The 22,839-nt window shown below is 61.4% G+C and carries 24 protein-coding genes, 1 pseudogene and 1 riboswitch; of the genes and pseudogenes, 10 read left to right on the forward strand and 15 right to left on the reverse strand.

Going from position 1 to position 22,839, the window contains the following annotated elements; genetic code table 11:
* Window positions 1-2: 2 nt before the first annotated feature.
* Window positions 3-512 (reverse strand): bifunctional adenosylcobinamide kinase/adenosylcobinamide-phosphate guanylyltransferase, encoded by a 510-nt coding sequence (gene cobU, locus RHE_RS12735; RefSeq protein ID WP_011425746.1) that lies wholly within the window; start codon window positions 510-512, stop codon window positions 3-5.
* Window positions 513-1,156: 644 nt separating this feature from the next.
* Window positions 1,157-1,305: riboswitch (cobalamin riboswitch) on the reverse strand.
* A 225-nt stretch (window positions 1,306-1,530) separates the two neighbouring features.
* Here cobU and RHE_RS12745 point away from each other — a divergent pair.
* The gene (locus RHE_RS12745) at window positions 1,531-3,321 is read left to right on the forward strand and encodes a chloride channel protein (RefSeq protein WP_011425747.1); all 1,791 of its coding nucleotides are present in this window, start codon (window positions 1,531-1,533) and stop codon (window positions 3,319-3,321) included.
* 6 nt (window positions 3,322-3,327) lie between these two features.
* Here the strand turns inward: RHE_RS12745 and RHE_RS12750 are convergent, their stop codons facing one another.
* Both RHE_RS12750 and RHE_RS12755 read right to left on the reverse strand, forming a co-directional pair.
* Window positions 3,328-4,416: an adenylate/guanylate cyclase domain-containing protein gene (locus RHE_RS12750; protein ID WP_041678879.1), complete on the reverse strand. Its 1,089-nt coding sequence runs from the start codon at window positions 4,414-4,416 to the stop codon at window positions 3,328-3,330.
* A gap of 272 nt (window positions 4,417-4,688) precedes the next feature.
* On the reverse strand, window positions 4,689-6,143 hold the full coding sequence (locus tag RHE_RS12755) for a cobyric acid synthase (protein ID WP_011425749.1): 1,455 nt from the start codon (window positions 6,141-6,143) through the stop codon (window positions 4,689-4,691).
* Between the two features lie 650 nt (window positions 6,144-6,793).
* On the opposite strand from RHE_RS12755, the gene RHE_RS12760 reads away from it, so the two are divergent.
* Together RHE_RS12760 and RHE_RS12765 are read left to right on the forward strand one after the other, a co-directional pair.
* The gene (locus RHE_RS12760) at window positions 6,794-7,792 is read left to right on the forward strand and encodes a glycine betaine ABC transporter substrate-binding protein (RefSeq protein WP_011425750.1); all 999 of its coding nucleotides are present in this window, start codon (window positions 6,794-6,796) and stop codon (window positions 7,790-7,792) included.
* Between the two features lie 32 nt (window positions 7,793-7,824).
* The gene (locus RHE_RS12765; RefSeq protein ID WP_011425751.1) at window positions 7,825-8,172 is read left to right on the forward strand and encodes a hypothetical protein; all 348 of its coding nucleotides are present in this window, start codon (window positions 7,825-7,827) and stop codon (window positions 8,170-8,172) included.
* A 45-nt stretch (window positions 8,173-8,217) separates the two neighbouring features.
* On the opposite strand, the gene RHE_RS12770 is transcribed toward RHE_RS12765, so the two are convergent.
* Together RHE_RS12770 and RHE_RS12775 are read right to left on the reverse strand one after the other, a co-directional pair.
* A complete protein-coding gene (locus RHE_RS12770) occupies window positions 8,218-8,373 on the reverse strand; it encodes an entericidin domain-containing protein (protein ID WP_011425752.1) in 156 nt (51 codons plus the stop codon).
* 98 nt (window positions 8,374-8,471) lie between these two features.
* Complete coding sequence (locus RHE_RS12775) at window positions 8,472-9,371, reverse strand: LysR family transcriptional regulator (protein ID WP_011425753.1); 900 nt, start codon at window positions 9,369-9,371, stop codon at window positions 8,472-8,474.
* 114 nt (window positions 9,372-9,485) lie between these two features.
* Here RHE_RS12775 and RHE_RS34330 point away from each other — a divergent pair, with 114 nt between their 5' ends.
* Window positions 9,486-9,698 carry a hypothetical protein gene (locus RHE_RS34330; protein WP_041678675.1) on the forward strand — a complete coding sequence of 71 codons (213 nt, stop codon included), beginning with the start codon at window positions 9,486-9,488 and terminating at the stop codon, window positions 9,696-9,698.
* A gap of 101 nt (window positions 9,699-9,799) precedes the next feature.
* Here the strand turns inward: RHE_RS34330 and RHE_RS12785 are convergent, their stop codons facing one another.
* Entirely contained in the window at window positions 9,800-10,408 is a 609-nt protein-coding gene (locus tag RHE_RS12785) for a LysE/ArgO family amino acid transporter (protein ID WP_011425754.1), read from the reverse strand.
* Between the two features lie 100 nt (window positions 10,409-10,508).
* Between RHE_RS12785 and RHE_RS12790 the strand changes: the two genes are divergently transcribed.
* Complete coding sequence (locus RHE_RS12790; protein WP_011425755.1) at window positions 10,509-11,402, forward strand: LysR family transcriptional regulator ArgP; 894 nt, start codon at window positions 10,509-10,511, stop codon at window positions 11,400-11,402.
* Window positions 11,403-11,466: 64 nt separating this feature from the next.
* Here RHE_RS12790 and RHE_RS33605 read toward each other — a convergent pair whose 3' ends face one another.
* Complete coding sequence (locus RHE_RS33605; RefSeq protein WP_157700403.1) at window positions 11,467-11,610, reverse strand: hypothetical protein; 144 nt, start codon at window positions 11,608-11,610, stop codon at window positions 11,467-11,469.
* 27 nt (window positions 11,611-11,637) lie between these two features.
* Window positions 11,638-12,120 (reverse strand): transcription elongation factor GreA, encoded by a 483-nt coding sequence (greA, locus tag RHE_RS12795; RefSeq protein ID WP_011425756.1) that lies wholly within the window; start codon window positions 12,118-12,120, stop codon window positions 11,638-11,640.
* Between the two features lie 241 nt (window positions 12,121-12,361).
* On the opposite strand from greA, the gene RHE_RS12800 reads away from it, so the two are divergent.
* A complete protein-coding gene (locus tag RHE_RS12800; RefSeq protein ID WP_020921550.1) occupies window positions 12,362-13,081 on the forward strand; it encodes an MgtC/SapB family protein in 720 nt (239 codons plus the stop codon).
* Window positions 13,082-13,102: 21 nt separating this feature from the next.
* On the opposite strand, the gene RHE_RS12805 is transcribed toward RHE_RS12800, so the two are convergent.
* Together RHE_RS12805 and RHE_RS12810 are read right to left on the reverse strand one after the other, a co-directional pair.
* Window positions 13,103-13,288, reverse strand: coding sequence for a DUF3008 family protein (locus tag RHE_RS12805; RefSeq protein ID WP_020921551.1), 186 nt, complete (start codon window positions 13,286-13,288; stop codon window positions 13,103-13,105).
* 79 nt (window positions 13,289-13,367) lie between these two features.
* Window positions 13,368-13,601: a DUF2171 domain-containing protein gene (locus tag RHE_RS12810; protein ID WP_011425758.1), complete on the reverse strand. Its 234-nt coding sequence runs from the start codon at window positions 13,599-13,601 to the stop codon at window positions 13,368-13,370.
* Window positions 13,602-13,839: 238 nt separating this feature from the next.
* Between RHE_RS12810 and RHE_RS12815 the strand changes: the two genes are divergently transcribed.
* The 4 genes from RHE_RS12815 (at window position 13,840) to RHE_RS12830 (ending at window position 19,347) form a co-directional block, all read left to right on the forward strand.
* Entirely contained in the window at window positions 13,840-14,220 is a 381-nt protein-coding gene (locus tag RHE_RS12815; protein ID WP_063503082.1) for a hypothetical protein, read from the forward strand.
* A gap of 113 nt (window positions 14,221-14,333) precedes the next feature.
* Window positions 14,334-14,753 carry a FixH family protein gene (locus tag RHE_RS12820; protein WP_011425760.1) on the forward strand — a complete coding sequence of 140 codons (420 nt, stop codon included), beginning with the start codon at window positions 14,334-14,336 and terminating at the stop codon, window positions 14,751-14,753.
* The gene (locus tag RHE_RS12825; protein ID WP_157700404.1) at window positions 14,750-16,180 is read left to right on the forward strand and encodes an efflux RND transporter periplasmic adaptor subunit; all 1,431 of its coding nucleotides are present in this window, start codon (window positions 14,750-14,752) and stop codon (window positions 16,178-16,180) included. The genes RHE_RS12820 and RHE_RS12825 overlap by 4 nt, the downstream gene beginning before the upstream one ends.
* Window positions 16,177-19,347, forward strand: coding sequence for an efflux RND transporter permease subunit (locus RHE_RS12830; protein ID WP_042118631.1), 3,171 nt, complete (start codon window positions 16,177-16,179; stop codon window positions 19,345-19,347). The genes RHE_RS12825 and RHE_RS12830 overlap by 4 nt, the downstream gene beginning before the upstream one ends.
* 78 nt (window positions 19,348-19,425) lie before the next feature.
* Here the strand turns inward: RHE_RS12830 and RHE_RS12835 are convergent.
* The 5 genes and pseudogenes from RHE_RS12835 to RHE_RS12855 all read right to left on the reverse strand — a co-directional run.
* Window positions 19,426-20,064 (reverse strand): annotated as a pseudogene (locus tag RHE_RS12835) (hypothetical protein); the annotation flags it as partial.
* Window positions 20,016-20,366, reverse strand: coding sequence for a hypothetical protein (locus RHE_RS12840; protein WP_011425764.1), 351 nt, complete (start codon window positions 20,364-20,366; stop codon window positions 20,016-20,018). The gene RHE_RS12840 and the pseudogene RHE_RS12835, both read right to left, overlap by 49 nt.
* Before the next feature lie 589 nt (window positions 20,367-20,955).
* Window positions 20,956-21,507: a cytochrome c gene (locus tag RHE_RS12845; protein ID WP_011425766.1), complete on the reverse strand. Its 552-nt coding sequence runs from the start codon at window positions 21,505-21,507 to the stop codon at window positions 20,956-20,958.
* Window positions 21,508-21,599: 92 nt separating this feature from the next.
* Window positions 21,600-21,932 (reverse strand): four-helix bundle copper-binding protein, encoded by a 333-nt coding sequence (locus RHE_RS12850; RefSeq protein WP_011425767.1) that lies wholly within the window; start codon window positions 21,930-21,932, stop codon window positions 21,600-21,602.
* Window positions 21,933-21,943: 11 nt separating this feature from the next.
* Entirely contained in the window at window positions 21,944-22,378 is a 435-nt protein-coding gene (locus RHE_RS12855; RefSeq protein ID WP_011425768.1) for a DUF305 domain-containing protein, read from the reverse strand.
* Window positions 22,379-22,839: the final 461 nt, after the last annotated feature.

Genomic DNA, 22,839 nt, shown 5'->3' on the forward strand with positions numbered 1-22,839 from the left:
CTTCAACCCTTCATTTTCAGCGGCAGACCGGCCGCGATGAGATAGACTTCGTCGGCCTTCGCCGCGATTATTTGGTGCAGCTGTCCGGCATGATCGCGAAAATCGCGCGCCATGCGATTGTCAGGCACAATGCCGAGGCCAACCTCGTTGGAAACGAAGATCAGCCGCGCCTTGGCGCCGGGCAGGAAATTGGCGAGCGCCGAAAATTCCACCGCCATCTCGCGCTCCCCCATCATCAGGTTGGTCACCCAGAGCGTCAGGCAATCGACAAGCACGATACGTCCCTCGCCGTCGAGGGCTGCAAGCATGCCGAGAAGATCGAGCGGCTCCTCATGCGTCGTCCAGGACGGGCCGCGATCGGCCTTGTGCTGGGCAATACGCGTCTGCATCTCCTCGTCCCAGGCACGGCCGGTGGCCAGGTAGTGGCGCTCGAGGCCGCTTGCCATAACGAGATTTTCGGCAAAACGGGATTTGCCGGAGCGGGCGCCGCCGAGAATGAGCGTGGTGGTCATGCCCGAATATTCCTCAGAGGAGGCGTGCCGCTGCAGCTTGTTCTAGGTTTAGCTTTATGAGCCGCGGTAGCCAAAACTTTGCCGTGGAACGCCGCGCCACCCCATTCGCTTCCCTCATGCCTGTGCTTGTCACAGGAATCCAGCGTGCCTAGGTCCTTGGGCAGGGAAGGCTCATTCGATGACTGCGCATAGTTAATCACGGCGCGGACGCGCCGTGGCTGGATTCCTGTGACAAGCACAGCGATGAGGGAGGAAAGGAAGGCGCGTAACACGCGGACATACCCGAGAGGCGACGAACCGGCACCTCTCATACGCACCACCAGAGGCAGCGCTGGATTCAATCGTTCAGCCAAAACAACCTCCGTGCTGGCAGCGGGTCTCTTGCCCAGGGTTGGGCTTTTCGCCCGGCACGGAAGGCAGGTCTCCTGGCTCGCGGTTATCGGCCGCGACCGGGGCGAACCGGAAGTCCGGTTGCCCCTGATCGTGCCAGCGGATCTGCCTCGCCTTCCCGGCTGCCTCGGTGAAAAGGTGGACGATTCGTAGAGATAGAGGCGTCCGACCCCGGTTGATCACCATGCATTTCCAGTGGCTTTTCCGGCACGTCGCCCATCCTGTCCGCCCGCACGATTGCGGCTAGGCCGGAAGGGGTTCGATGCCGGATGGAAGACCCTTACCGCCCTACAGTCGCGGGGTCGGCTGTGATGAAGGCGCCCGGTGTGGGTCCACCCCGTCACATTCCCTTTTCATCCGGAAAGCGAAATGCCGATCCGGAACCATCCGTTATTCCTGGGATGGTTAGGGAAGCCGCAGGGTGAAGTCAACCGCCCTTCGCAACCACCTTCCCGCTGGACTACGTGAAAGGCCAGCCAACACCACTGGCTCTACCGGAATGTCGTCTTTTATTCGAGGCTTACATCATAAATATTCGACCTGCCCGTCGGCTTTTCGCCGCAATTGGGCTGCAAGGCGACTGCACTTCCGCCCTTGACCCGGCCTCTCCTCGCCTAGTTGTCTAGCCATGCTAATGAAATTGGATCGCCGCCGCCTGCGCGCGCTGCGTGTTTTCTTCGATCCGGGGCGGCTGCGCGCCCTGACGCGCCGCAGCGAAGTTGGCCTGTCGCTGGCAGGCGCCATCGTCGGCATCGCCTCGGGTCTTGCCGTGTCCGGCATGAGCTATGTCTCCAACCAGCTGCACCAGCTTGTTTTCGGCATCGCCGACAGTGAAAGGCTGAGCGCATCTGACATCGAGGACAAGATGCTGCTGCTCACCGCCCCCGTCATGGGCGGCGCCCTGCTCGGCCTGCTGCTCCTGGCGCTCGCCAAACGGCGCAAGAAACCGATGGTCGATCCGATCGAGGCGAATGCGCTGCACGGCGGTCGACTCTCCCTGACCGATAGCATCATCGTTGCCATACAGAACCTGATCTCCAACGGCTTCGGCGCCTCCGTTGGTCTGGAGGCTGGCTATACGCAGCTCGCTGCCGGCATTGCCTCCAAATTCGGCCTGAAGCTGCAGCTGCGTCGCTCGGACCTGCGCATCCTCGTCGGTTGCGGCGCGGCCGGCGCCATCGCCGCCGCCTTCAACGCGCCGCTGACGGGCGCCTTCTACGCCTTCGAGCTGATCATCGGCACCTATACCATCGTGTCGTTGACACCGGTCGTGGTCTCCGCCCTCGTTTCAACCCTTATCGCAAGGTTGCTTGCCGAGGGTGATTTCACCATCGATATCGGCAGCTTCGGCTCGGTCGTACCGGCCGATTATATCCCGGCGCTGCTGCTCGGTGTATTCTGCGCCGGCGTTGGCATTCTCCTCATGCAGGGCGTGGCCTTCATCGAGGAGATGGCGCGCAAAAGCTCGATCGCCCCGTCCTTTCGCCCGGCGCTCGGCGGCATCATCGTCGGGCTTCTCGCAATGATCTCGCCGCAGGTTCTTTCGGCCGGCCACGGCGCGCTGCATCTCAACTTGTCTCGCGACGTGGCGATCCCGGCGCTGATCGGTCTCTTCCTCCTGAAATCCCTTGCCTCGGCGATCTCGATCGGCTCCGGTTTCAGGGGCGGGCTGTTTTTCGCCTCACTGTTCATGGGCGCCCTGCTCGGCAAGCTCTTCGCTTATTGCGCTCCCTATTTCGCCGATGCGACATTGACGCCGGTCATTTATGCCGTGGTCGGGATGAGTTCCCTGTCGGTCGCCGTCATCGGGGGGCCGCTGACGATGACTTTTCTGGCGCTCGAAATCACCGGCGATTTCCCGATCACGGCATTGGTTCTCGCCGCCGTCATCACCTCCTCGCTCGTCGTGCGCTCGACTTTCGGCTACTCCTTCGCCACATGGCGCTTCCATCTGCGCGGCGAGAGCATCCGCAGCGCCCACGACGTTGGCTGGATCCGCAATCTGACGGTGAACAAGCTGATGCGCGCCGACGTGAAAACGGTAAGGGCCGATATCTCGCTGGGCGACTTCAAGCAAGCCTTCCCGATCGGCTCAACCCAACGCGTCATTCTCGTCGAGGAGAACGACAAATATGCTGGCCTCGTGCTGGTGCCAGAGATCTACGCCAACCCGACCGACGCCCAGGACGAGAGCCAGACACTTGCCGACTTCGTCCGCTATCGCAATGATTTCCTTCAGCCGCAGATGAACGCCAAGCAGGCGGCGGCTATCTTCGACAAGAGCGAAAGTGAAGCGCTTGCGGTCGTCAACAATCTGATCGAGCGCAAGGTGGTGGGACAGCTCAGCGAAAGCCACACGCTACGCCGCTACAGCGAAGAACTCGACCGGCGCCGCCGCGAGGTGTCGGGCGAGATTTGAGCGAGCTTAAGGAGCAGCGCCGGCAAGCCTGAAGACGTCGGCTCTCTTGGAAACTCCGCGCAGCTCGAAAGCGCCGAGATAGTCGCAGGGCACGGCGCAGGTCGCTGCGAAGCTTTCCGACAGCAGCAGGGGCTGCTCAAGCGTTCCGCACAGCTTTTCGAGCCGGGACGCCTCGTTGACGGCCCTGCCGATCACGGTGAAGTCCAGCCGGCCTTGGGCGCCGACATTTCCGTAGAAAACCTCGCCGAGATGCAAGACGACATCAATCCCGATATCGGGGCCGCCATTCAGCGTTCGTTCGCGATTGAGCTCTTCGTTTGCCTTCAGCAGGTTCTGTGCCGAAGCCAATGCGGCCTTGCAGGCCTTTTGCGGATTCTCGGCGTCCGTCGGAAAGATTGCCAGCACGCTATCGCCCATGAACTTGAGGATCTCGCCGGAATTTTCCTCGACGTGCCGGTCGATCAGCTCGAAGTGCTCGTTGAGAAAGCCGACGATCTCCCCCGGCTGATGGGCCTCGGTTAGCGCCGTGAAGTTGCGGAGGTCGGCAAGCAGGATGGCGGCGTCGATGGAGCCGCCCATTCCTCTGCGGGTTTCGCCGGCAAGGATGCGGGCGCTGGTCCTGGCGCCGGTATAGACGGCGAGGATTTCGGTCGCGGTTTTCGAAACCGCGACACGGTAGGCGGCCAACCCCAGAGCCGGCAACAGCTCCTGGATGATCGCCAGCTGGTCGTCGGAAAATCCGCCGGGCGCATCGCTGGTGAGCGAAAAACCGAGTCCCCGTAGCGCGACCTCCTTCGGGAATTCGAAAATGCTGATGACGTGATCCGTGCCGCCGGCAAGCGCGAATTCGTGAAGCTCGGCATACTGGAGCCCCTCGCCTTTCGCCAGGTTCCATCGCCCGGTTTTTTCTCCGCGGCTCAAAAGATGAAAGATCGGCGTCATCTCGAAGCTGCGTTCCGTCTCACTGCCATGCTCCGCATTCTCGAGAACGATTGCACCGCCCCGCTCGAAATTGGCGGCGACGCCGCGATACATGGGATGGAGGGAAGGCATTCTGATGCTCGCACGCCAGATCGGAACGCCGGTCGCAATCAGCCGGTCGCAGAGACCGGCGGCGAGGTCGCCAATATGCTCACAGGTGATTCCCTGCTCGATAAGCCACTGGATATGATCGTTAATTTTTTTAATCTCCGAATGAGGGCGACAACCTGAAGGAATCTTTCCGACCATCGAGGCCCGCAGGCTAAATCGCCGGACAGGCGATGAAAGAGCGATATTGCGCGCTTCCCATCCATTAGCCTGCTTCCTGTCGCGATGCTACTCCCGGTCGAGTGAAAGTGATGTGCAATTCGGCCGCACCGCTGCGACTAACCGAGCAGCCCCGCCAGCCAGTGCGGATCGAGGTGACGTTCCAATTCCCCGGCGATCTCGTCGAGCGCCTGCTCGACGCTGTCACGGTAGTTCCGCCGCTCGCCAGATAGGCCGAAGCTCTGAAGCAGCCGGGCGCGGTAGGCGTCGCTGCCGAAAAGCCCGTGCAGATAGGTGCCCATGATCCGCCCGTCGGCCGACAGCGCTCCGTCGGGTGCACCGTCGATGATCGCCGACGGCCGGACGCAATCCGGGCCGCGGGTGACGCCGAGATGGATCTGGTAGCCGGCGAGTGATACGTCGTATTCGCTCGAACGGGCTTGGCTGTTGCGCACGGTTTTCTCAGGCGCCATCTCGGTCTCGACGTCGAGCAGCGCAAGCCCCGCCGCCTCGATCCTCCCGCCTTCGATGCCGAGCGGATCGCGTACCGTGCGACCGAGCATCTGGTAGCCGCCGCAAATACCGATCACCCGGCCACCGCGCCGGACATGCGCCGCAAGATCGCGGTCCCAGCCTTGCACACGGAGATCGGCGAGATCCGAAATCGTCGATTTCGAGCCGGGAAGTATGACCAGGCTCGCATCGGCAGGCAACCGTTCGCCCCCTCGGACGAAGACCAGCTCGACATCCGCCTCCGCCCTCAGCGGATCGAGATCGTCGAAATTGGCAATGCGCGGCAGCATCGGCACGGCGATCTTCAGCGCCCCTGTACCGCTCCTCGCCAGCCGTTCGAGCACGACCGAATCTTCGGCCGGCAGGCGCGTGGCAGCCTGCAGCCACGGCACGACGCCGAAGCAGGGCCAGCCGGTGAAGCCTTCGATCGCGCGGATCCCGTCGTCGAAGAGCGAGACGTCGCCGCGGAACTTGTTGATGAGATAACCTGCGATCATCGCTCGATCGCCCTCATCGAGAATCGCCTGCGTGCCGACCAGCGAGGCGATGACGCCGCCGCGATTAATATCGCCGACGAGCACGACGGGCACGCCCGCCTTCGTCGCAAAGCCCATATTGGCGATATCGCCGGTCCTAAGATTGATTTCAGCCGGCGAGCCGGCACCCTCGACGACGACGAGATCGGCGCCCGCACACACATTTTCGAAGCTTTCGAGCACGGCACCGAGCAGTTGCGGCTTCAGCCGCTGATAATCCCGCCCCTTCGCCTGCCCGAACACCCTGCCCTGCACGATGATCTGGCTGCCGTTTTCCGATTGCGGCTTGAGCAGCACCGGGTTCATGTGCACCGAAGAGGGCGTGCGTGCAGCCATCGACTGCAGCCACTGCGCCCGGCCGATCTCACCGCCGTCATCGGCGACCGCCGCGTTGTTCGACATATTCTGCGGCTTGAACGGCCGCACGGTGAGCCCGGCATTGGCCGCAAGCCGGCAGAGACCCGCCACCAACACCGTCTTGCCGACATCCGAGCCGGTTCCCTGCAGCATGATCGTTCTTGCCATGGGCGGCCGCCTTTCCCTAGGGCATCGCGCTTCCGAAAATCTGTTCAGATTTTCGGGCCGATGCACCAGCCGGAGGCCTACAATGGCCGCCGATCCCGGGTCAAGACTTCGGATATTTTCGCAAAAATGCGAAAACCGCGCATGGCCTTGGCTCTGCGCGGTTTGCCGAGAACTCAGGCGTCTTCGCCACTACACGGCGAAGCTCGTTTTCTCCGGTACGCACTACCTGAACCGGAGAAGCAGCGGTCGTTGCCGCTACGCCCCAACTGATAACGGCACATTCTTACCGGAGAGTTATTGAAGGCTTACGCAAACGTTAATTTTTGACTTTTTTTGATCTGCTCCGGCGGAATTTCCGTCACCAATGCGCCGGCGTTCGCAGACAGCGTCCATTTTCGATCTGGGGAAATTTCAGCCGCGAACTATATTCATCGAATTCAATAATTTAGTACCGCAGCCACGAGCAGAAGACGGTTGATTTCTGCGAGCGAACGCGTAGGCTTCGACAAAATTCGCCATTGCTAAACATGGTCTGCGACAAGTTGCCGGAGCCGGCGGGACGGCGCCCGTGAACGGGAAACGCCTGTTGTCGGCATCGCCGCCAGGTGAATCGCGGCAGCATGTTGTCTAAGAAGAATTCGGGGAAGACGATGAAGACGCTTTTGATTTCGGCCGTCTTTGCCGCGGCATTTTTTAGTGCGACCGCGCCGGCCGAAGCCGCCGAATGCGGCAAAGTTTCGATCGCCGAGATGAAATGGGCCTCGGCCGGCATTGCCGCAAACTTCGACAAGATCATCCTGGAAAAGGGCTACGGCTGTTCCGTCACCATCGTCGACGGCGACACCCTTCCGACCTTCGCCTCGATGAATGAGAAAAACACCCCCGATATCGCATCGGAATACTGGATCAACTCCGTCAGGGCCCTGCTCGATCAGGCCATCAACACCGGCCGGCTGGTGCAGGGCGCCGAGATACTCGCCGATGGCGCGGTCGAGGGTTGGTTTATCCCCAAATTCATTGCCGACGCCAATCCCGATATTCGCTCGGTCGAAGACGCGCTGAAGCACCCCGAACTCTTTCCTGCCGAGGATAATCCCTCCAAAGGCGCGGTTTACAACTGTCCCGCCGACTGGAGTTGCCAGATATCGACCACCAGCCTCTTCAAGGCCCTCGCCGCCGACAAAAAAGGCTTCGAACTTGTCGAGACCGGTAGTCCACAGCGGCTCGACGCCTCGATCGCCCGGGCTTTCGACAACAAGATTGGCTGGCTCGGTTATTACTGGGCGCCAACCGCCATCCTCGGCAAATACGACATGACGCGGCTGAGCTTCGGCGTCAGTCACAACAAGGCCGAATGGGATCGCTGCACTGCGGTGGCCGGCTGTATCAGGCCTCAGCTCAATTCCTATCCGGTCTCGCGCGCCTTCACGCTGATGACCAGGTCTTTCGCCAGCCGCGCCGGACCTGTCACGACCTATCTCAAGACCCGCAAATGGGACAATGAGACGATCAACCAGGTGCTCGCCTGGCAGGATGAAAATCGCGAAAGCAACGAGGATGCCGCCATCTATTTCCTGCGCAATTACGAGAACCTGTGGATGAAATGGGTGCCGGCCGATGTAGCCGAAAAAGTCAAAGCGAGCCTATAACGGCAGATGGCACCAACCACCGGACGATTCGAATGACAGGCAACGTTCCCTTTCCCGACCGCGATACCGTTGCGGAAAAGCTCGCCGCGCTGTCGGAAGCCGATAAATCATATCTGGCTCTGCTCATGGAAAATGCCGCCCAGGATGACAACCTGCTCGACGGCCTGCGGCGCCATCTCGACCTTGCCGCGAAGTCGCATTTCCTGAACTCGCTGAAGCTTGAAAATCTCGGATTGTGGCTCGGGACCAAGGCGCCGCATCGCCTGCAGATTCGGCTGATGGAAACCGCTCGCTCAAGCCAGCATCCCGCCTACCAAGCCTTCCGGACCGGTCTTAGCCGATCCGGCGGCCTCGAAAAGGCATATCCTCCGGGGCCTTGATCCGGCCTCGGATTGCCTTTCAGTCCGGCAAAGCTGCCGGCCCGATTACTTCCTCGCAGCCCGGTCGACCGAGCGGCCTGCATCCTGGGTGGCGTTGACGGCGTTCGCCGTATCTTTTCCCATACCGCGGATCGTGTTGCCGCAGGAGGAAAGAGCAAGAAGAACCATGAAGGCTGCGGCAATTTTGGCCGTTGTCGTCATTTCGAATATCCTTGTTTGAAATCAACCCCGAACGGCACTCATGCCATCCGCGCCCCTAACGCACAAGTGGCGAAAAAGTTCACGGTTGAAAGACATCCTCAGGCGGCGACAGCCTTCGCTCTCTCGGCAAAAGCGCCCCGGATGCTGTCGGCCACCGTCTCGATCGGTCCCGACATCTGCGAGGCGGTCAGCAGCCGGATATCGAAGGAGCCGAGCTCCGGCAGCCCTTCCTGCAGGCCGAGGATCGACATGTCCTCGCTGACATAGGAGAGCGGCAGCGGCGCGATGGCGAGATCGGAAAGCACGGCGGCGCGCTGCGCCATCGTGTGGCCGCTGAGATAGGCGACGCGATAAGGCCGCTTGTTGCGCTCAAGCTGGGCTAGTGCCTCCTGCCGCCAGATGCAGCCATCCTCCCAGATCGAAATCGGCAGGGGATCGCGCCGATGCGCCGAGCCGCACCTTGCGCCGGCCCAGACCAGCCGCTCGCGGAACACGACTTCGCCACCGGTCGGAAACGGCCGGGTCGCGCAGTTGATCAGCGCCAGGTCGAGCCTCTGCTCCTCCATGCGCTTCTTCAGCCCGACGCTCATGTCGATCGTCACGTCGACCATGATGCCGGGGTAGCTTTCGGCAAAGCTCTTGAGGATTCTCGGCAACAGCCGCTCGCCGATATCCTCCGGCGCACCGAGCCTGACGACCCCGGTCAGTTCCGGCATGATGAAGCGCGACACCGCCTCGTTCGACAGGGCCAGAATATTGCGGGCGTAGGAGAGCAGCATTTCGCCATGGCGCGTCAGCGTCACCGAGCGGGCATCGCGCAAAAACAGCGTCGCGCCGAGTTGTTCCTCGAGCTTCTTGATCTGCATGGAAACCGCCGAAGGCGTGCGGAACACCGCTTCGGCGGCGGTGGAAAAATTGCCCGTCTCGGCAATGGCGACGAAGGTGCGCAGCACATCGTTGTCAAGCAAAGGAATGGGACGGCGAAAGGGAAGGCTCATCGTCGCATCTTTCAATTTTTCTGATCTTTAACCGCATATCATTTTGTTTGATTGAATGTCAATCGCTCCCCATAGTCTGCGTATCGGAACTGGATGCAGCAAAGGAGACTGGACATGGCGCAATCAAGCAGCTGGAATATCCTACAGGCCGTTTCCGCATTCAAGTCGAGACGGCGCAGGGATGCGAACCACGAACATGCGCTGCGGGAGTTGAAGCGATTTCCGTCGCACCTGCTGGCTGATTGCCAGCGTGAAATGGAGTTGCCGCCCCTCAACGCGGCAGCTCGACCGAAGCGGGTTCTGAGGATCGTGGAATCGCGTGCATAATGCCGATCTTTGGCTCGGATCAGGGCAATCAGGTCTTCTGACGGCATTGCCGTTCGAACTCGGCGACACAGGGCCGGGCCGATGGCCTCAAGGCGATCGGCTTACATCCCGCCTATTAGCTTGAAGGCTATAAACCACATCGTCGCAGCGACGAGCGTCTCGAGCATCCGCCAGTAGGCCGGCCTGGAGAAGATCGGCCGCAGCCACGTCGCGCCGTATCCGAGCACAAAGAAGAATAGGAAGGAGCCGGTCACGGCGCCTGCAGCAAAGGAAGCCTGCTGTCCTGGATAGCGCGTCGATATCGAGCCGAGCAGCACGACAGTGTCGAGATAGACATGCGGATTGAGCCAGGTCAGTGCGAGGCAGGTCGCAAGCGTCCGGGAAAAGCTTGTCGTTTCGGCTTCCGCCGCTGTGAGCACAGCGGACGACCGTAAGGCAGAATAGAGGCTCTTGACTCCGTACCAGGCCAGAAACGCGGCTCCCCCGTAGCGCATGACCGGATTGAGCCAGGGCAGCAATCCGGCGATCTGCTGGAGGCTGGTCACGCCGAGCATGATCAGTACGGCGTCGGATAAGGCGCAGGTGAGGCAGACGGCGAAAACATGTTCATTGCGCAGGCCCTGGCGAAGGATGAAGGCGTTCTGCGCGCCGATCGCGACTATCAGGCTGAGGCCTATCATCAGACCTGTCACGTAAATTGAAAAATTCATCGTTTGGGCAACCGCTCTCAGCTTCGATGGAGTTGCGGTATCGCCTGAAGTTAGCTTAGTCTAATTAATCTATCTTATCCTGATTAAGCGATATTAATCCATGCTCGACTATCCCGCTCTTCGCGCCGTTGCAACCGTCGTCCAGACCGGCAGCTTCGAAAGGGCGGCGACCGTGTTGAACGTGACGCCTTCGGCGGTCTCGCAGCGGGTGAAGCAGCTCGAAGAACGCCTTGGCGTGATCCTGATCGCCAGAGGCACCCCCTGTACGGCGACCGAAAAAGGAGAATGGCTCTGCCGTCACATCGAGAATGTCGGCATGCTGGAGGCCGAGCTTTTCGGGCAGCTGCCGGCTCTCGTCGATCCCGACGAGCCACGCCAAAGGGTCACGCTTCAGATCGCGACCAACGCCGACAGCCTCGGCACATGGTTCGTGGAGGCCATCTCGAATTTCTCCAAAACTTCCTCCTATCTGTTGAATGTCGCCGTCGACGACCAGGATCACACCGCCGAATGGCTGCAGCGAGGACGGGTGATCGCAGCCGTCACCAGCCTGGAGAAGCCGATCCGGGGATGCCGGCGTTTCGCGCTTGGAACTCTCCGTTACAACGCCACCGCAACACCCGATTTCGTCGCCCGCCACTTCCCGGACGGCGTTACGTCGGAAGCGATCCGCAACGCTCCGGCCCTGACCTTCAATCAGAAGGACAAGCTCCAGAGCAGCTGGGTTAGGCAAACCTTTGGTCAAGATCTGGACTACCCCACACATTGGCTGCCCGCGCCACAAAGCTTCTTCGAGGCCACTCTTTCCGGCATGGGATGGGGAATGAACCCGACCCTGCTCACCCGCGATCATCTCGCATCGGGGCGGCTCATCGAACTTGTTGCCGAGACGCCACTGGACGTCCCGCTCTACTGGCAGATAAACCGCCTCGCCGCCGACCGCCTGGGGGAGTTGACGCGGGAAGTCGTCGCCGTGGCGATGCGCCGTCTTTAATGACCGTCAGGCAGCCTTTTCTCCAGAGTCCGCCGCGGCAGAGGGATTTATTCAGTTGGAGCGATCAGACGTAGGCCGTGCGGCTGCCGAACCCGCTGGTTTCGTCGAAGTTCTTCGTGCCGATCCGCTCGCTCTCGCCGGAGAATTTGGCGGCGGACTGGGGCCGGTGCCTGAGCCCTGCCGCTCTCAGCCGCTTCGATCTTGGCAATGTTGGCTTCCAGCGTCTCGATCTTCACTAGGAAATGGCAATAATCTCCAGCTCCTGGCCGCCTGTCTCCACCACATCGCCGACAGCCTTGCCCATCAGCAGCTGCGCCACCGGCGAGACGTAGGAAATCGATCCCGCCTTGGGATCTGCTTCGTCTTCTCCGACGAGCCGATAGGTCTGCACGCGTCCGTCGTCGCGGGTGAAAGTGACGGTAAGGCCAAAGGCAACCACGTCGGCTGACGTAGGGTCAGGGATGAGCTGGGCCGTGCGAAGTCTGGCCGATAAGTATCGGAGATCACGTAGGGGGTTGGCAGCCTGGCGCCGTCGTTCATTTACATCTTCGATGGCGATCGCCGTATCATAGGCCGCACGAGCCTGCTGAAACTGCAGTTCGAGAGCCCTCAATCCAGCTTCCGTGACGAGGTTGGGATGCGGCGAAATTGGCCGATCCGGTAACAGGGTTTCCGAAGCGGTTTCGAAACTCTCTTCCTTGGTGAAGGCAACAGCCAATCAATGTCTCCGTTCTAGATGCTATGCACTTTTATGATTGGTGGGGGAATTGCCCCCGCCGGAACCATACACCGATGGCCGACAAACCGCCAATCTTGATCTGTTGCAAACGTCAACGGCCCTGGCGTTCCGGGAACGTCCTGGCGGACGTTGCGTTTATATCGACCAGACGCACTGTAGCGCAGGAGGAACGAATGCCCGGCCGGCAGCGAAAGAGCGGCGACACAGTCAGGATCAGACCATGCCTTCATTCCTGACAGACGCGATGCCGCTGACGCCAAGCTGGTGGGAGATCGCCCTGCGGATCATACTGACGGTGATCGCGGGCGGACTGATTGGCCTCGATCGCGAGCGCGGCGGTCACGCGGCGGGCTTCAGGACCACGATCCTGGTGGCTCTTGCCGCCTGCCTGGCGATGATCCAGGCAAACCTCCTTCTATCGACCTACGGAAAGACCTTTAGTTATTTCACTCAGATGGACGTGCTGCGCTTTCCCCTGGGCGTGCTGACGGGCGTCGGCTTCATCGGCGGCGGCGCGATCCTGAGGCGTGGCGACACGATGACCGGCGTCACCACGGCCGCGACCATGTGGTTCATGACCGTCGTCGGTCTCTGCTTCGGCGGCGGCCAGATGCTGACCGGGACGGCAGCGACCGCGGTCGCCTTCATCGTCTTGTCGCCGATGAAGCAGCTGGATCTGTGGCTGCGTTGCGAACAGAAAGCAACACTCGTCATTCACAGCTCCGAAGCCGAGTTGCCGGAACCGTCGGAGGTGCTTGGACCGTTCGGTTGCGCTGCCCAATTCGTTTCTTTTGGGCAGACCAGCGAGGGCCGACCTGGCGTCACGTTCGAACTGCGATGGATGGCCAAGGACCGCGACGCCTCCGCCCGCGCGATTTTCGATGCCCTTTCACAGGCCTATGACGTCGCAGGATTTTCGATGCTTTCGACCTCGACATAGGTCTCGCCGGCTGTTGAACGACTACTTGGAGACATGCTCGGGTTTGCCCTTGGTCTTGGTCGATGCAAATTCCTCGAGTTGTTTTTCACTCATGGATTCTTCCATCTGCTTCGAAGCTCCCCTGAGCTCCTTCTTAGGCGTCTCTCCGCGTTTGGCTGAAAGTGCGGCACCTGCCGCCTTCTGCTGGGCCTTGGATTTGGCTGGCATACTCGATCTCCTCTCGTCCGGACGAGGCTGGAGGCCCCGTTGCAGGAGGGCCGCAGCCTGAGCCGCAGCCTCTCACTCCTCAATTGATGGTGGCCCACTGGCTGCGAACATCCCGGGCATTCTTCGACAGGTGAACATGGGCGTCGACGTGATCGACCCAATCGAGTGGAATCAGATGATGTTTGCCGTCCTCCGAGTCAGTTTTCGTCAGCTTGATGCGGGTCGGACCGTCAAGCTGATCCACCGTTCCGACGTGTGTGCCGTCGGCAGCCCGCACTTCCATATGTTCACGGATCTGATCTGCGGAAATCATCGTTTCCTCCTTTGCATCATTGGCAGTTACCAAGCGCCAACGATGGGGAGCGGAGTTGGTTCCAAGCCATCTTGCCACAGACCACATTGTGACTGTCGGTACTAAACAGATGAGGTCGGAAACAACGAAATTTGACACGGATATGCGGTTAACGATTCACATTTCAGCTGCCCTCACCCAACACATCTCCGTGAACCCGGGCTTCCAATCCCGGAAGCGTCATGCCAGTATGTGGTCTATGAATCTCCTGAAGGCCCTCCATCGCCTATTCCTGCTCGTCACGATGCTCGCGGTCATCCTTGGCCCGGCCAGCATCGGGCTGGCAGGCAGCGCCATGGCCTCTTTTTCGCCGGCGATGACTGGCGACATGAATTCCATGGCCGGAATGAAGATGGCGGAGGAGATGCCGTGCTGTCCGGAAAAGCGGCCCGTCAAGCCGGACTGTGCAAAGGGCTGCCCGCTGTCACTCGTGTGCACGACGTCGATCTTCGCTCACGTCTCCGGCGGCCACGGCTGGTCATTCGCGGTTTCATGGCGGTCCCACCGCTACGATCTGATGCACCCGTCGCAACTGACGTCGGCCTTTGTCGATCCTCCCGCCCGCCCTCCAAAAGCCTGATCTCAATTCATTCTTGAAACACGCCTGCGGTTCACACCGGACGCGCATATGCGTTCGTTGGAATCCGATGGCCATCAATTTTGCCCGAGGACGCGATCAGGAGATCCGTCCCGATGAGATCGGAAATCATGAACAAGACTTCCTTTTCAGCAGGAGCGATGCTCCTTGCCGGCGCGCTGATCGTCGGCTCCGCCACCGCGTCCTACGCAGCCGCGCAGGACTATGAATTTCAACCGATTTCGACCGAGGTCAACCAGGGCCAGGGATCGCTGGTCTCCGTCCGTTTGGTCGACAAGCGGACGGGCAAGCCCGTTCCCGATGCCGTCATCTTCACCACCCGCATGGACATGGCCCCCGAGGGCATGGAGATGATGACGACTCCCGTCGAGGCGGCGGCTTCGACGGAACCTGGCGTCTACGCCTTCAAGACGGACTTCACCATGGCCGGCGGCTGGCGCTTCAAGCTCGCCGCCAAGGTCCAGGGCGAGCCGGACACCGTCCAGGGCGAACTCGTCCTGAAGGCTGCTCCTTGAGCACTCCATCGCGCGTGGCAGCCACGCTCTCCCTCGCCGTATTGCTCGGCGGGGGAGGCTATTGGGCTGGCACGAACAACCTGGTCTCGTCGCTTCCCTTCGATCTGGCCGTAACGGCGCTCGCCACGCCCGCGCCCATGGCCGTCCCAACCGGAGCGATCGTCTACTACCGCCATCCGGACGGGCTGCCGCAGTTCTCCCCGACCCCGAAGAACACCGACGACAGCCGTCCCTTCGTCGCCGTGCATGCAAGCGAGGACGTGAGCTTCGAGGACGAGGCGAAAGCCCCCTCATCTACCAAGGCGGCCGATGCCGCGCCGACAGAGCCTGCCAAAGGCCGCATCCTCTACTACCGCAATCCGATGGGCCTGCCCGACACCTCGAAGGTGCCGAAAAAGGACTCGATGGGCATGGACTACATTCCCGTCTACGAGGGCGAGCAGTCCGACGCCTCGACCGTCAAGGTCTCACTCGGCAAGCTGCAGCGCACGGGCGTGAAGACGGCAACCGCCGAGATGGCCAGCGTCGGCCGCGCGGTGCGCGTGCCGGGCACTGTGGCACTCGATGAGCGCCTTGTCAGCATCATCTCGATGCGGACGGATTCCTTCGTCGACGATGTCGCCAATGTCACGACGGGCGACCAAATCGGCAAGGGCGAGAAGCTCTTCCGCTTCTATTCCAGGGAAGTCGCGACGGCCGCCTCGGAATACGCTGCAGGCCTGAATGGCTCGCGTGGCAATGATGAAGCCTCGGCACTGCGCCTGAAGAATCTCGGCGTGCCGCCAGAGGTGATCGAAGGCATCGCGAGGACACGCCAGGTGCCGACGAGCATGACCTACACCGCCCCGCGCGATGGCATCATCCTCGAGCGCACGGCGGCTGCGGGCATGATGGCCAAGCCCGGCGACGTGCTGTTCCGCATCGCGGACGTTTCCAACATGTGGGTGATCGCTGACGTTCCCGAATACGATCTTGCCTCCGTCGCTTTTGGCGCGAAGGCGGATATTACGATCCGCAGCCTTCCCGGCAGGACTTTCCGCGGCACCGTCGACCTCGTCTATCCCGAGGTGGAGACGCAGACGCGCACGACCAAGGTCCGCATCGAACTTTCCAACCCCGACGGCATGCTGCGCGCCAACATGTATGCCGATGTCGAGATCGAGGCGGGCGCGCCGAATCCTGTCGTCGCCGTGCCCAACAGCGCCGTCGTCGACACGGGCGACCGTCAGGTCGTCTTCATCGACAGGGGCGACGGAAAATTCGAGCCGAAGGATGTGACCCTGGGCGTCCGCGGCGACGACAGCACGGAGATCCGGCAGGGCGTTGCCGCCGGCGACAAGGTCGTCGTCTCCGCCAACTTCCTTCTCGACGCCGAAAGCAACCTGAACTCGGCCCTCAGTGCCATGACCGAGGAGGCCAAGCCATGATCTCCCGCGTCATTTCCTGGTCCGCTCACAATCTCGTGCTGATCTTCGTCGGCGCGGCGGTCGCGGTGGCGGGTGGCATCTACGCGCTGCGCTCTCTGCCGCTCGACGCCATTCCCGACCTCTCCGACGTGCAGGTCATCGTCTACACCGAATATCCCGGTCAGGCCCCGCAAGTGGTCGAGGACCAGGTTACCTATCCGCTAACCACCTCGATGCTGACAGTGCCGAAGTCGAAGGTCGTGCGCGGCTTCTCCTTCTTCGGCGTCTCCTTCGTATACGTGATATTCGACGACGGCACCGATCCCTATTGGGCGCGCAGCCGTGTCCTCGAATATCTGAACGCGGCCTCGAGCCGCCTGCCACAGGGTGTCACGCCGACGCTCGGTCCGGATGCGACTGGAGTGGGCTGGGTCTATCAGTATGCAGTGGTCGCTAAGGAGCTGTCCCTGGCCGAGCTGCGCTCGCTGCAGGACTGGATAGTGCGCTTTGGGGTTTCGAAGTCCGAAGGAGTGGCCGAGGTCGCGAGCGTCGGCGGCTTCGTCAAGCAATATTCCATCGTCGTAGATCCGGCCCGCCTCAAGTCCCAAGGTGTATCGCTCAACGATGTCGCCAATGCCGTGCGCGCCAGCAATATCGACGTCGGTGGCCGTACCGTCGAACTCTCCGAATTCGAGTTCATGGTGCGCGGCCGCGGCTATCTCAAGGGCATCCCCGACATCGAGAACATCGTACTCAAGAGCCAGAATGGTGTGCCGCTCAAGCTCGGGGATATGGCGAAGGTCGAGCTCGTGCCGGATGAGCGGCGCGGCGTCACCGAGCTGAACGGCGAAGGGGAGGTCGCAAGCGGCATCGTGCTCCAGCGCTTCGGTGCCAATGCGCTCACCGTCATCGACAACGCCAAGAAGAGCCTGGAGTCGGTCAAGGGCAGTCTTCCGGCAGGAACCGAGATCGTGCCCGTCTACGACCGCTCGACCCTGATCGAAGCAGCGATCGAGACGTTGAAGGGCACGCTGGTGGAGGAATCCATCGTCGTCGCCCTGGTGACGATCGCCTTCCTTCTGCATGTCCGAAGCGCGCTCGTCGCCATCGTCATGCTTCCGGTCGGCATTCTGATTGCCTTCATCGCCATGCGGCTGCTTGGTCTCGGCGCCAACATCATGAGCCTCGGCGGCATCGCCATCGCCATTGGCGCGATGATCGATGCCGCGATCGTCATGATCGAGAACGCCCACAAGCATCTCGAGCGGGCGCCGCCCGACAAGCTTCGGACCGAGATCCTTGTGGAGGCGGCCAGCGAGGTCGGCCCGCCGCTGTTCTTCAGCCTGCTGATCATCACCGTGTCGTTCCTCCCGATCTTCACTCTGGAATCGCAGGAAGGCCGCCTGTTCGGGCCGCTCGCCTTCACCAAGACCTTCTCGATGGCAGCCGCAGCACTTCTGTCGGTGATGCTGGTACCCGCTTTGATGGTCGTCTTCGTCCGCGGGCATATCGTGCCCGAACAGAAGAATCCGGTGAACCGTGTCCTGATCTGGCTCTACCGCCCGGCCATTTCCGGGGTGCTCAAGGTGAAATCGCTCACGATCCTCGCCGCCGTCGCCATCCTGGCGGCGACCGTCTGGCCGGCGCACCATATCGGCAGCGAGTTCATGCCCAATCTCGATGAGGGCACGCTGATGTACATGCCGACCACCCTGCCCGGCATATCCGTCACCAAGGCTGCCGAACTGATGCAGACGCAGGACCGGATCATCAAGTCCTTTCCGGAAGTTGAAAGCGTCTTCGGCAAGGTCGGGCGTGCGCTCACCGCCACCGACCCCGCGCCAACCGAGATGTTCGAGACGATCATCACCCTGAAGCCGAAATCGCAGTGGCGGCCCAGGGTGACCACCGAAAGCCTGAAACAGGAAATGGATGCTGCCCTGCAGTTTCCGGGCGTCTCGAACGCCTGGACGATGCCGATCCGAGCCCGCATCGACATGCTCTCAACCGGGATCAGGACCCCAGTCGGCGTCAAGGTCTATGGCACCGACCTCGGCGAGATGGAGAACATCGCCCGCCAGATCGAGGGCGTGCTGAAGACGGTCTCCGGAACGTCGAGCGCCTATGCGGAACGGGTGATCGGTGGCTATTATCTGGATATCGTTCCTGATCGTACCGCGCTTGGCCGATATGGCCTGACGGTCAGCGACATCCAGGACGTTGTCGGCATGGCGCTCGGCTCCGAGGTCGTCACCTCGACCGTCGAGGGACGGGAACGCTACGGAGTCGCGATCCGCTATCCAAGGGCCTTCCGCAGCGATCCGCAGGCGATCGCCAGGGACGTGCAGGTCTCGCTTCCCGGCGGCGGAACGGTACCGCTCGGCGAGGTCGCGGACGTGAGGCTGACCCGCGGTGCCACGACGATCCGCACCGAGAACGGCCAGCTTGCCGTCTACACCTTCGTCGACATCGCCAACCGCGATCTCGGCGGCTATGTTGCGGAAGCCCGGCAGGCGGTGTCCAAGAGCGTGAAGCTGCTGCCCGGCTATTCCGTCGCATGGAGCGGTCAGTTCGAATATCTCCAACGCGCCGAGGCGCGCCTCGCCATCGTCGTCCCCCTGACGCTGGCGCTGATCTTCCTGCTGCTCTATCTGAACTTCAAGGCGCTGACCGAGACGATGATCGTCATGCTGTCCCTGCCCTTCGCGCTCGTCGGCGGCATCTGGCTGATGTGGTGGATGGGTTTCAACGCCTCGGTAGCGGTCGCAGTCGGCTTTATCGCCCTTGCAGGAGTGGCCGCCGAAACCGGGGTGATCATGCTGATCTACCTCGAGCACGCCTTGAAGGAACAGCGCGAAGCCTGCGAAAAAGAAGACCGGCCCTTCTCGAAGCTGGACCTGAACAGGGCGATTATGGTCGGCGCGGTCGAGCGCGTCCGGCCGAAGATGATGACGGTCGTCGCCATCATGGCCGGTCTGGTGCCGATCCTCTGGCGGACGGGCACCGGCTCGGAGATCATGCAGCGCATCGCCGTACCGATGATCGGCGGCATGGTGTCGTCGACTTTGCTGACGTTGATCGTCATCCCGGCAGTCTACGCATTGGTCAAGGGATGGGGGCTGCCATCCGCGTCCGCGCAGAAGCAGTCGATCGCGGAGGACGAGCGCAGTCTCGAGGCGGCAGAATGAAAGGAAGTGATGATGGGTGTTTAAGGTTCTCCGCCCCTAGAATCCAAGTGGCGGCGCAGACTATCCCGACAGGATTCGTCACTCCCCTCCATCGAATGGATCGGCCAGCGCAGCCACTGGACGGCTGATCGGGCACTTGATGACCGAGACCTTCGCTGCGAGCTTTTCGCCGCCGTTTTCCTTGAGTAGCGTACGGAAGGTCGGGTGCATCCCGCCATCCTGGTAGGCGAGCGGTATGAAGCTTTTGCCTTCCAGTTCCTTGTACTTCTGGTCATCGGCGGACGTCTTCGCGACGACTGCCGGATCGGGCTGATCGATGCGCTGAGGGCATGCTGCGAGCGGATCCGGTGGGTCGCCGTCCTTGAACTCGGCGTCGAAGATGTACTTCCTGCTGCAGGCGGCGACCCTCGGCTCGCGGCGTCGAACTTCAAAGATGTCGTAGCCTTCCTTGAGGTTTTTCCAGAAGGCGAAATTCGGGTCGTCGCGATGGGCGGCCAGGTTCTGTGGCGTCATCCGGAACGGGTAGGCCTGCACCTGGAACGCTTGCTGCCCGCCCCTCAGGGCTTTCTCGACGACGGCGTAGATTTCACCAACTCCCTGGTCGGTCAGGGCAAAGCACCCCGAGGACGAGCAGGCGCCATGCACCATGAGAGCCTCGCCGGAATAACCTAGCGCGGCCTCCAGTCTGTTCGGATAGCCGAGGTTGAAAAAGCGATAGGGGGACGCTGTTCGACAGGGTCAAGAGTGCCGACGAGGGCGATGGGAGCGACGACGATAAACGTGATGGTGTCGGGGTGCGAATAATGGGCTTCTGACGCCTGCGCGATGATGCCGTCCTGTTGGCAGTGCGTTCCCGAGATGGATCGACCATCACTGCGATGGTGGCCTTCGGAGGTCGCAGGAACACTGACGAAGACGGGAGCGGCGTGACCATGATCGGCAGGCCCGGCGATGCAGGACGCGGCAAGCGAACCCAGCAACATCATGGTCGCGACGAAGACGTTGATCAGAAGGCGCATAGGCTCCATTCTTGCAGGACTGGCTCCTGTTTCGGCGGCGTCATAATGATGAAGTTCGACTTTTCGGTCAACGAGAAGGCCCTAGTTTCCAGTGAAGGACGTCCAGGAGTCAGCTACGAAATCGTGTTGACTCGGAGGTTCAGAGCGATTTTCTGCCGAAAAACTGAAGATTTCTTCGAACAAAGGGAGGCCCTGACGTCCGGAAAGAAGAAGCGCGCCCGTTCCATATCGCTCTTGTTCGACGGCATTGTCTTCGCCCGAAACGAAGGGTGCGCTCCCGTGTCTTGGAAAAGGCCAATGCTTCGGCTATCGTCGCCGCCTTCCTCGCAGCTATCGTGGCTTCACACGCTCGTAGGTGGTTAGAAGTGACAACGGCCGGCATCGCGGGCCGAAAGGCGGCGGAGACCCACCCCGAGGAGTTTGCCAATGCCGACGACGAAGCGCCGACTCTCGCGATCAACGCCCGCTTCGGATTAAACGGACTGAAGGCGGAGCATAACGGGCGCGAGCCGCATGGATCTAACGTCAGGCTTGGCCCAGGCGGAAGCTTGAACAAGGCGGGCAATTCCCGGTTCCAAGTGTTTGCCGCTCATTCCATCCTGAATCTGGCGTGGCAGGTCGTGCAGGTCTGGAGCATGAGGTGGAACGCATGTTCCGCCGGCATCGCCAAGAGTGCCTGCTCGGTGCTGACGTGAGTGCCGAGCGGCCCGCCGCCCATGGCCTCGCCCGGCCTCATCCGCATGCCGGCCGTAATCGGTCCCGGATTCTTCTCCGCGGCGGCGTCGAGCGCGACGGCGTAGTCGCGCAAGTCGTTGGCAATGCGGTCGAACCGCTCTCGTTCCTCGAGGATGTTCGGCTTGGCCTTCGACTGCGTGCTGACGGCCTCCGAGGCGAAATGTCCGGAGAGAACGGCGCCGGACTTGTCGCGGATGACATCGGCTGCCAGTCGGAACTCGGCGGCCTTGTAGCTCGTCGGATCTTTGAACATGCCGGCGATCGTCTTCGCTGCGGCTGCCATGGCCTTCATGTCCGCCTGCCGGACGGCGACGACGTCCTCCGCAGCCGTCGACGAGATGGCAGTCAGGACTGCTCCCGCGAAGGAGAGCAGTCCGAGTCTTTTCCAATGATTGACCTGCCTCATCGACCCGCCGCCGTCACTAATCGAATTCCATTATGCGTGCAACGGATATCAGTTGCCATCTGGGCAGGAAGAGGGCGAATGCCCTCCTCCGGTCAGGCCGCCATCTTGCGGCAGCTCTCGGCACAGCGGCGGCAGGCGTCGACGCAGCTCTGCATGTCGCCGATCCGTTCGCAGTCGTCGGCGCACTGGGCGCAGATTTCGGCGCATTCCCGGCAGACATGCTTGTGGTGCTCCGAGCCGATCAGCATGAAATGCGCAGAGGTCCGGCAGATCTCCGCGCAGACCATCATCAGCTTGAAGTGCGGGGGCTTCGTGTGCTCCCCGCCGAGTTCCAGACAATGGCCCATCGCCATTGACAGACATTCGCTATAGCAGGCTAGGCAGTTCTCGATGCAGGCCTTCATTTCAGTCGACATGTGATGCATGGCTCAATCTCCTAATTGGCTTCCTTGTCGACCCACTTGGACATCTCCTCGATCTCCTTTTTCTGGGCTTCGATGACCTTCCGGGCCATCTGCTTGGCCTCGTCGTTGTCGCCGTACTTGAGCTCAGCCTCCGACATGCTGATCGCGCCTATGTGGTGGGCGATCATGCCGCAGACGAAGGAGACGTCGGCGTCCTTCTTCATCATTCCCTGCATCATGTTCATGCCCATGTTCTTCATGCCTTCCATCGATGCCTTCTGGTAGTCGGTCATTTCTCCCATCTGCATGCCCGCCGCCGACATGTCCGTCTTCGGCATGTCCATGCCATGGGACTTGCATTTCTCCGGATAGGCCATCGTCGACTGAGCAGACGCGCCGGACGGAAGGATTACGAAGGAGGCAGCGGCGGTCGCCATGGACAGGGCAACGTTGGTGAACGTCTTCATGTTTCGATCTCCGAAATTTGGTTGAGGATGGTCTGTCTCAGCCTTGCGGAGATCGGGGCGGCGGATCGATCGCGCGGATCAGCAGCAGCGACCGATGCACGGATGGCATCCTTTCATGCGGCCCCGGCTCGAAGCGCGGAGCCGCGAGCCCGGCAGAGTCCGGAAGGATCGGACAGCAGTGCACTGGCGAGCAGCACGCACTCTGCTGCCCGCATGCGGGTTCGGCGGAGCGATGATGCTCCGCGGCGACAGCACAGTGCTGGCTCTGAGGGGCGGCCGGCTCCGCGCTCATGCCGAATGGATTCGCCATCACCAGTAGCGCGACTGCGACGATCTGAGCGTAGCGAGATATTCTCCCAAGTATCATTCGGCTGGTTTTCCCTTCCGTCATAGAACCGAAGGGCAGCAGAAATGTTCCGAGGACCGGTGATCTGGGCGGTGCCCAGATCGAGAAAACGTTA

It is taken from the genome of Rhizobium etli CFN 42 (genome assembly GCF_000092045.1).
Classification (GTDB): domain Bacteria; phylum Pseudomonadota; class Alphaproteobacteria; order Rhizobiales; family Rhizobiaceae; genus Rhizobium; species Rhizobium etli.

What these genes read in the sequence shown, in the direction of transcription:
- RHE_RS12790 (WP_011425755.1), top strand. Translation starts at nt 10,509, where the DNA reads ATGCTCGACTATCCCGCTCTTCGCGCCGTTGCAACCGTCGTCCAGACC.
- RHE_RS12810 (WP_011425758.1), bottom strand. Translation starts at nt 13,601, where the DNA reads ATGATTTCCGCAGATCAGATCCGTGAACATATGGAAGTGCGGGCTGCC.
- RHE_RS12820 (WP_011425760.1), top strand. Translation starts at nt 14,334, where the DNA reads ATGAGATCGGAAATCATGAACAAGACTTCCTTTTCAGCAGGAGCGATG.
- RHE_RS12815 (WP_063503082.1), top strand. Translation starts at nt 13,840, where the DNA reads ATGAATCTCCTGAAGGCCCTCCATCGCCTATTCCTGCTCGTCACGATG.
- RHE_RS12840 (WP_011425764.1), bottom strand. Translation starts at nt 20,366, where the DNA reads ATGCGCCTTCTGATCAACGTCTTCGTCGCGACCATGATGTTGCTGGGT.
- RHE_RS12745 (WP_011425747.1), top strand. Translation starts at nt 1,531, where the DNA reads ATGCTAATGAAATTGGATCGCCGCCGCCTGCGCGCGCTGCGTGTTTTC.
- cobU (WP_011425746.1), bottom strand. Translation starts at nt 512, where the DNA reads ATGACCACCACGCTCATTCTCGGCGGCGCCCGCTCCGGCAAATCCCGT.
- RHE_RS12760 (WP_011425750.1), top strand. Translation starts at nt 6,794, where the DNA reads ATGAAGACGCTTTTGATTTCGGCCGTCTTTGCCGCGGCATTTTTTAGT.
- RHE_RS12830 (WP_042118631.1), top strand. Translation starts at nt 16,177, where the DNA reads ATGATCTCCCGCGTCATTTCCTGGTCCGCTCACAATCTCGTGCTGATC.
- RHE_RS12785 (WP_011425754.1), bottom strand. Translation starts at nt 10,408, where the DNA reads ATGAATTTTTCAATTTACGTGACAGGTCTGATGATAGGCCTCAGCCTG.
- RHE_RS12845 (WP_011425766.1), bottom strand. Translation starts at nt 21,507, where the DNA reads ATGAGGCAGGTCAATCATTGGAAAAGACTCGGACTGCTCTCCTTCGCG.
- RHE_RS12855 (WP_011425768.1), bottom strand. Translation starts at nt 22,378, where the DNA reads ATGAAGACGTTCACCAACGTTGCCCTGTCCATGGCGACCGCCGCTGCC.
- RHE_RS34330 (WP_041678675.1), top strand. Translation starts at nt 9,486, where the DNA reads ATGGCGCAATCAAGCAGCTGGAATATCCTACAGGCCGTTTCCGCATTC.
- RHE_RS12800 (WP_020921550.1), top strand. Translation starts at nt 12,362, where the DNA reads ATGCCTTCATTCCTGACAGACGCGATGCCGCTGACGCCAAGCTGGTGG.
- RHE_RS12805 (WP_020921551.1), bottom strand. Translation starts at nt 13,288, where the DNA reads ATGCCAGCCAAATCCAAGGCCCAGCAGAAGGCGGCAGGTGCCGCACTT.
- RHE_RS12775 (WP_011425753.1), bottom strand. Translation starts at nt 9,371, where the DNA reads ATGAGCCTTCCCTTTCGCCGTCCCATTCCTTTGCTTGACAACGATGTG.
- RHE_RS12765 (WP_011425751.1), top strand. Translation starts at nt 7,825, where the DNA reads ATGACAGGCAACGTTCCCTTTCCCGACCGCGATACCGTTGCGGAAAAG.
- RHE_RS12850 (WP_011425767.1), bottom strand. Translation starts at nt 21,932, where the DNA reads ATGCATCACATGTCGACTGAAATGAAGGCCTGCATCGAGAACTGCCTA.
- RHE_RS12770 (WP_011425752.1), bottom strand. Translation starts at nt 8,373, where the DNA reads ATGACGACAACGGCCAAAATTGCCGCAGCCTTCATGGTTCTTCTTGCT.
- RHE_RS12755 (WP_011425749.1), bottom strand. Translation starts at nt 6,143, where the DNA reads ATGGCAAGAACGATCATGCTGCAGGGAACCGGCTCGGATGTCGGCAAG.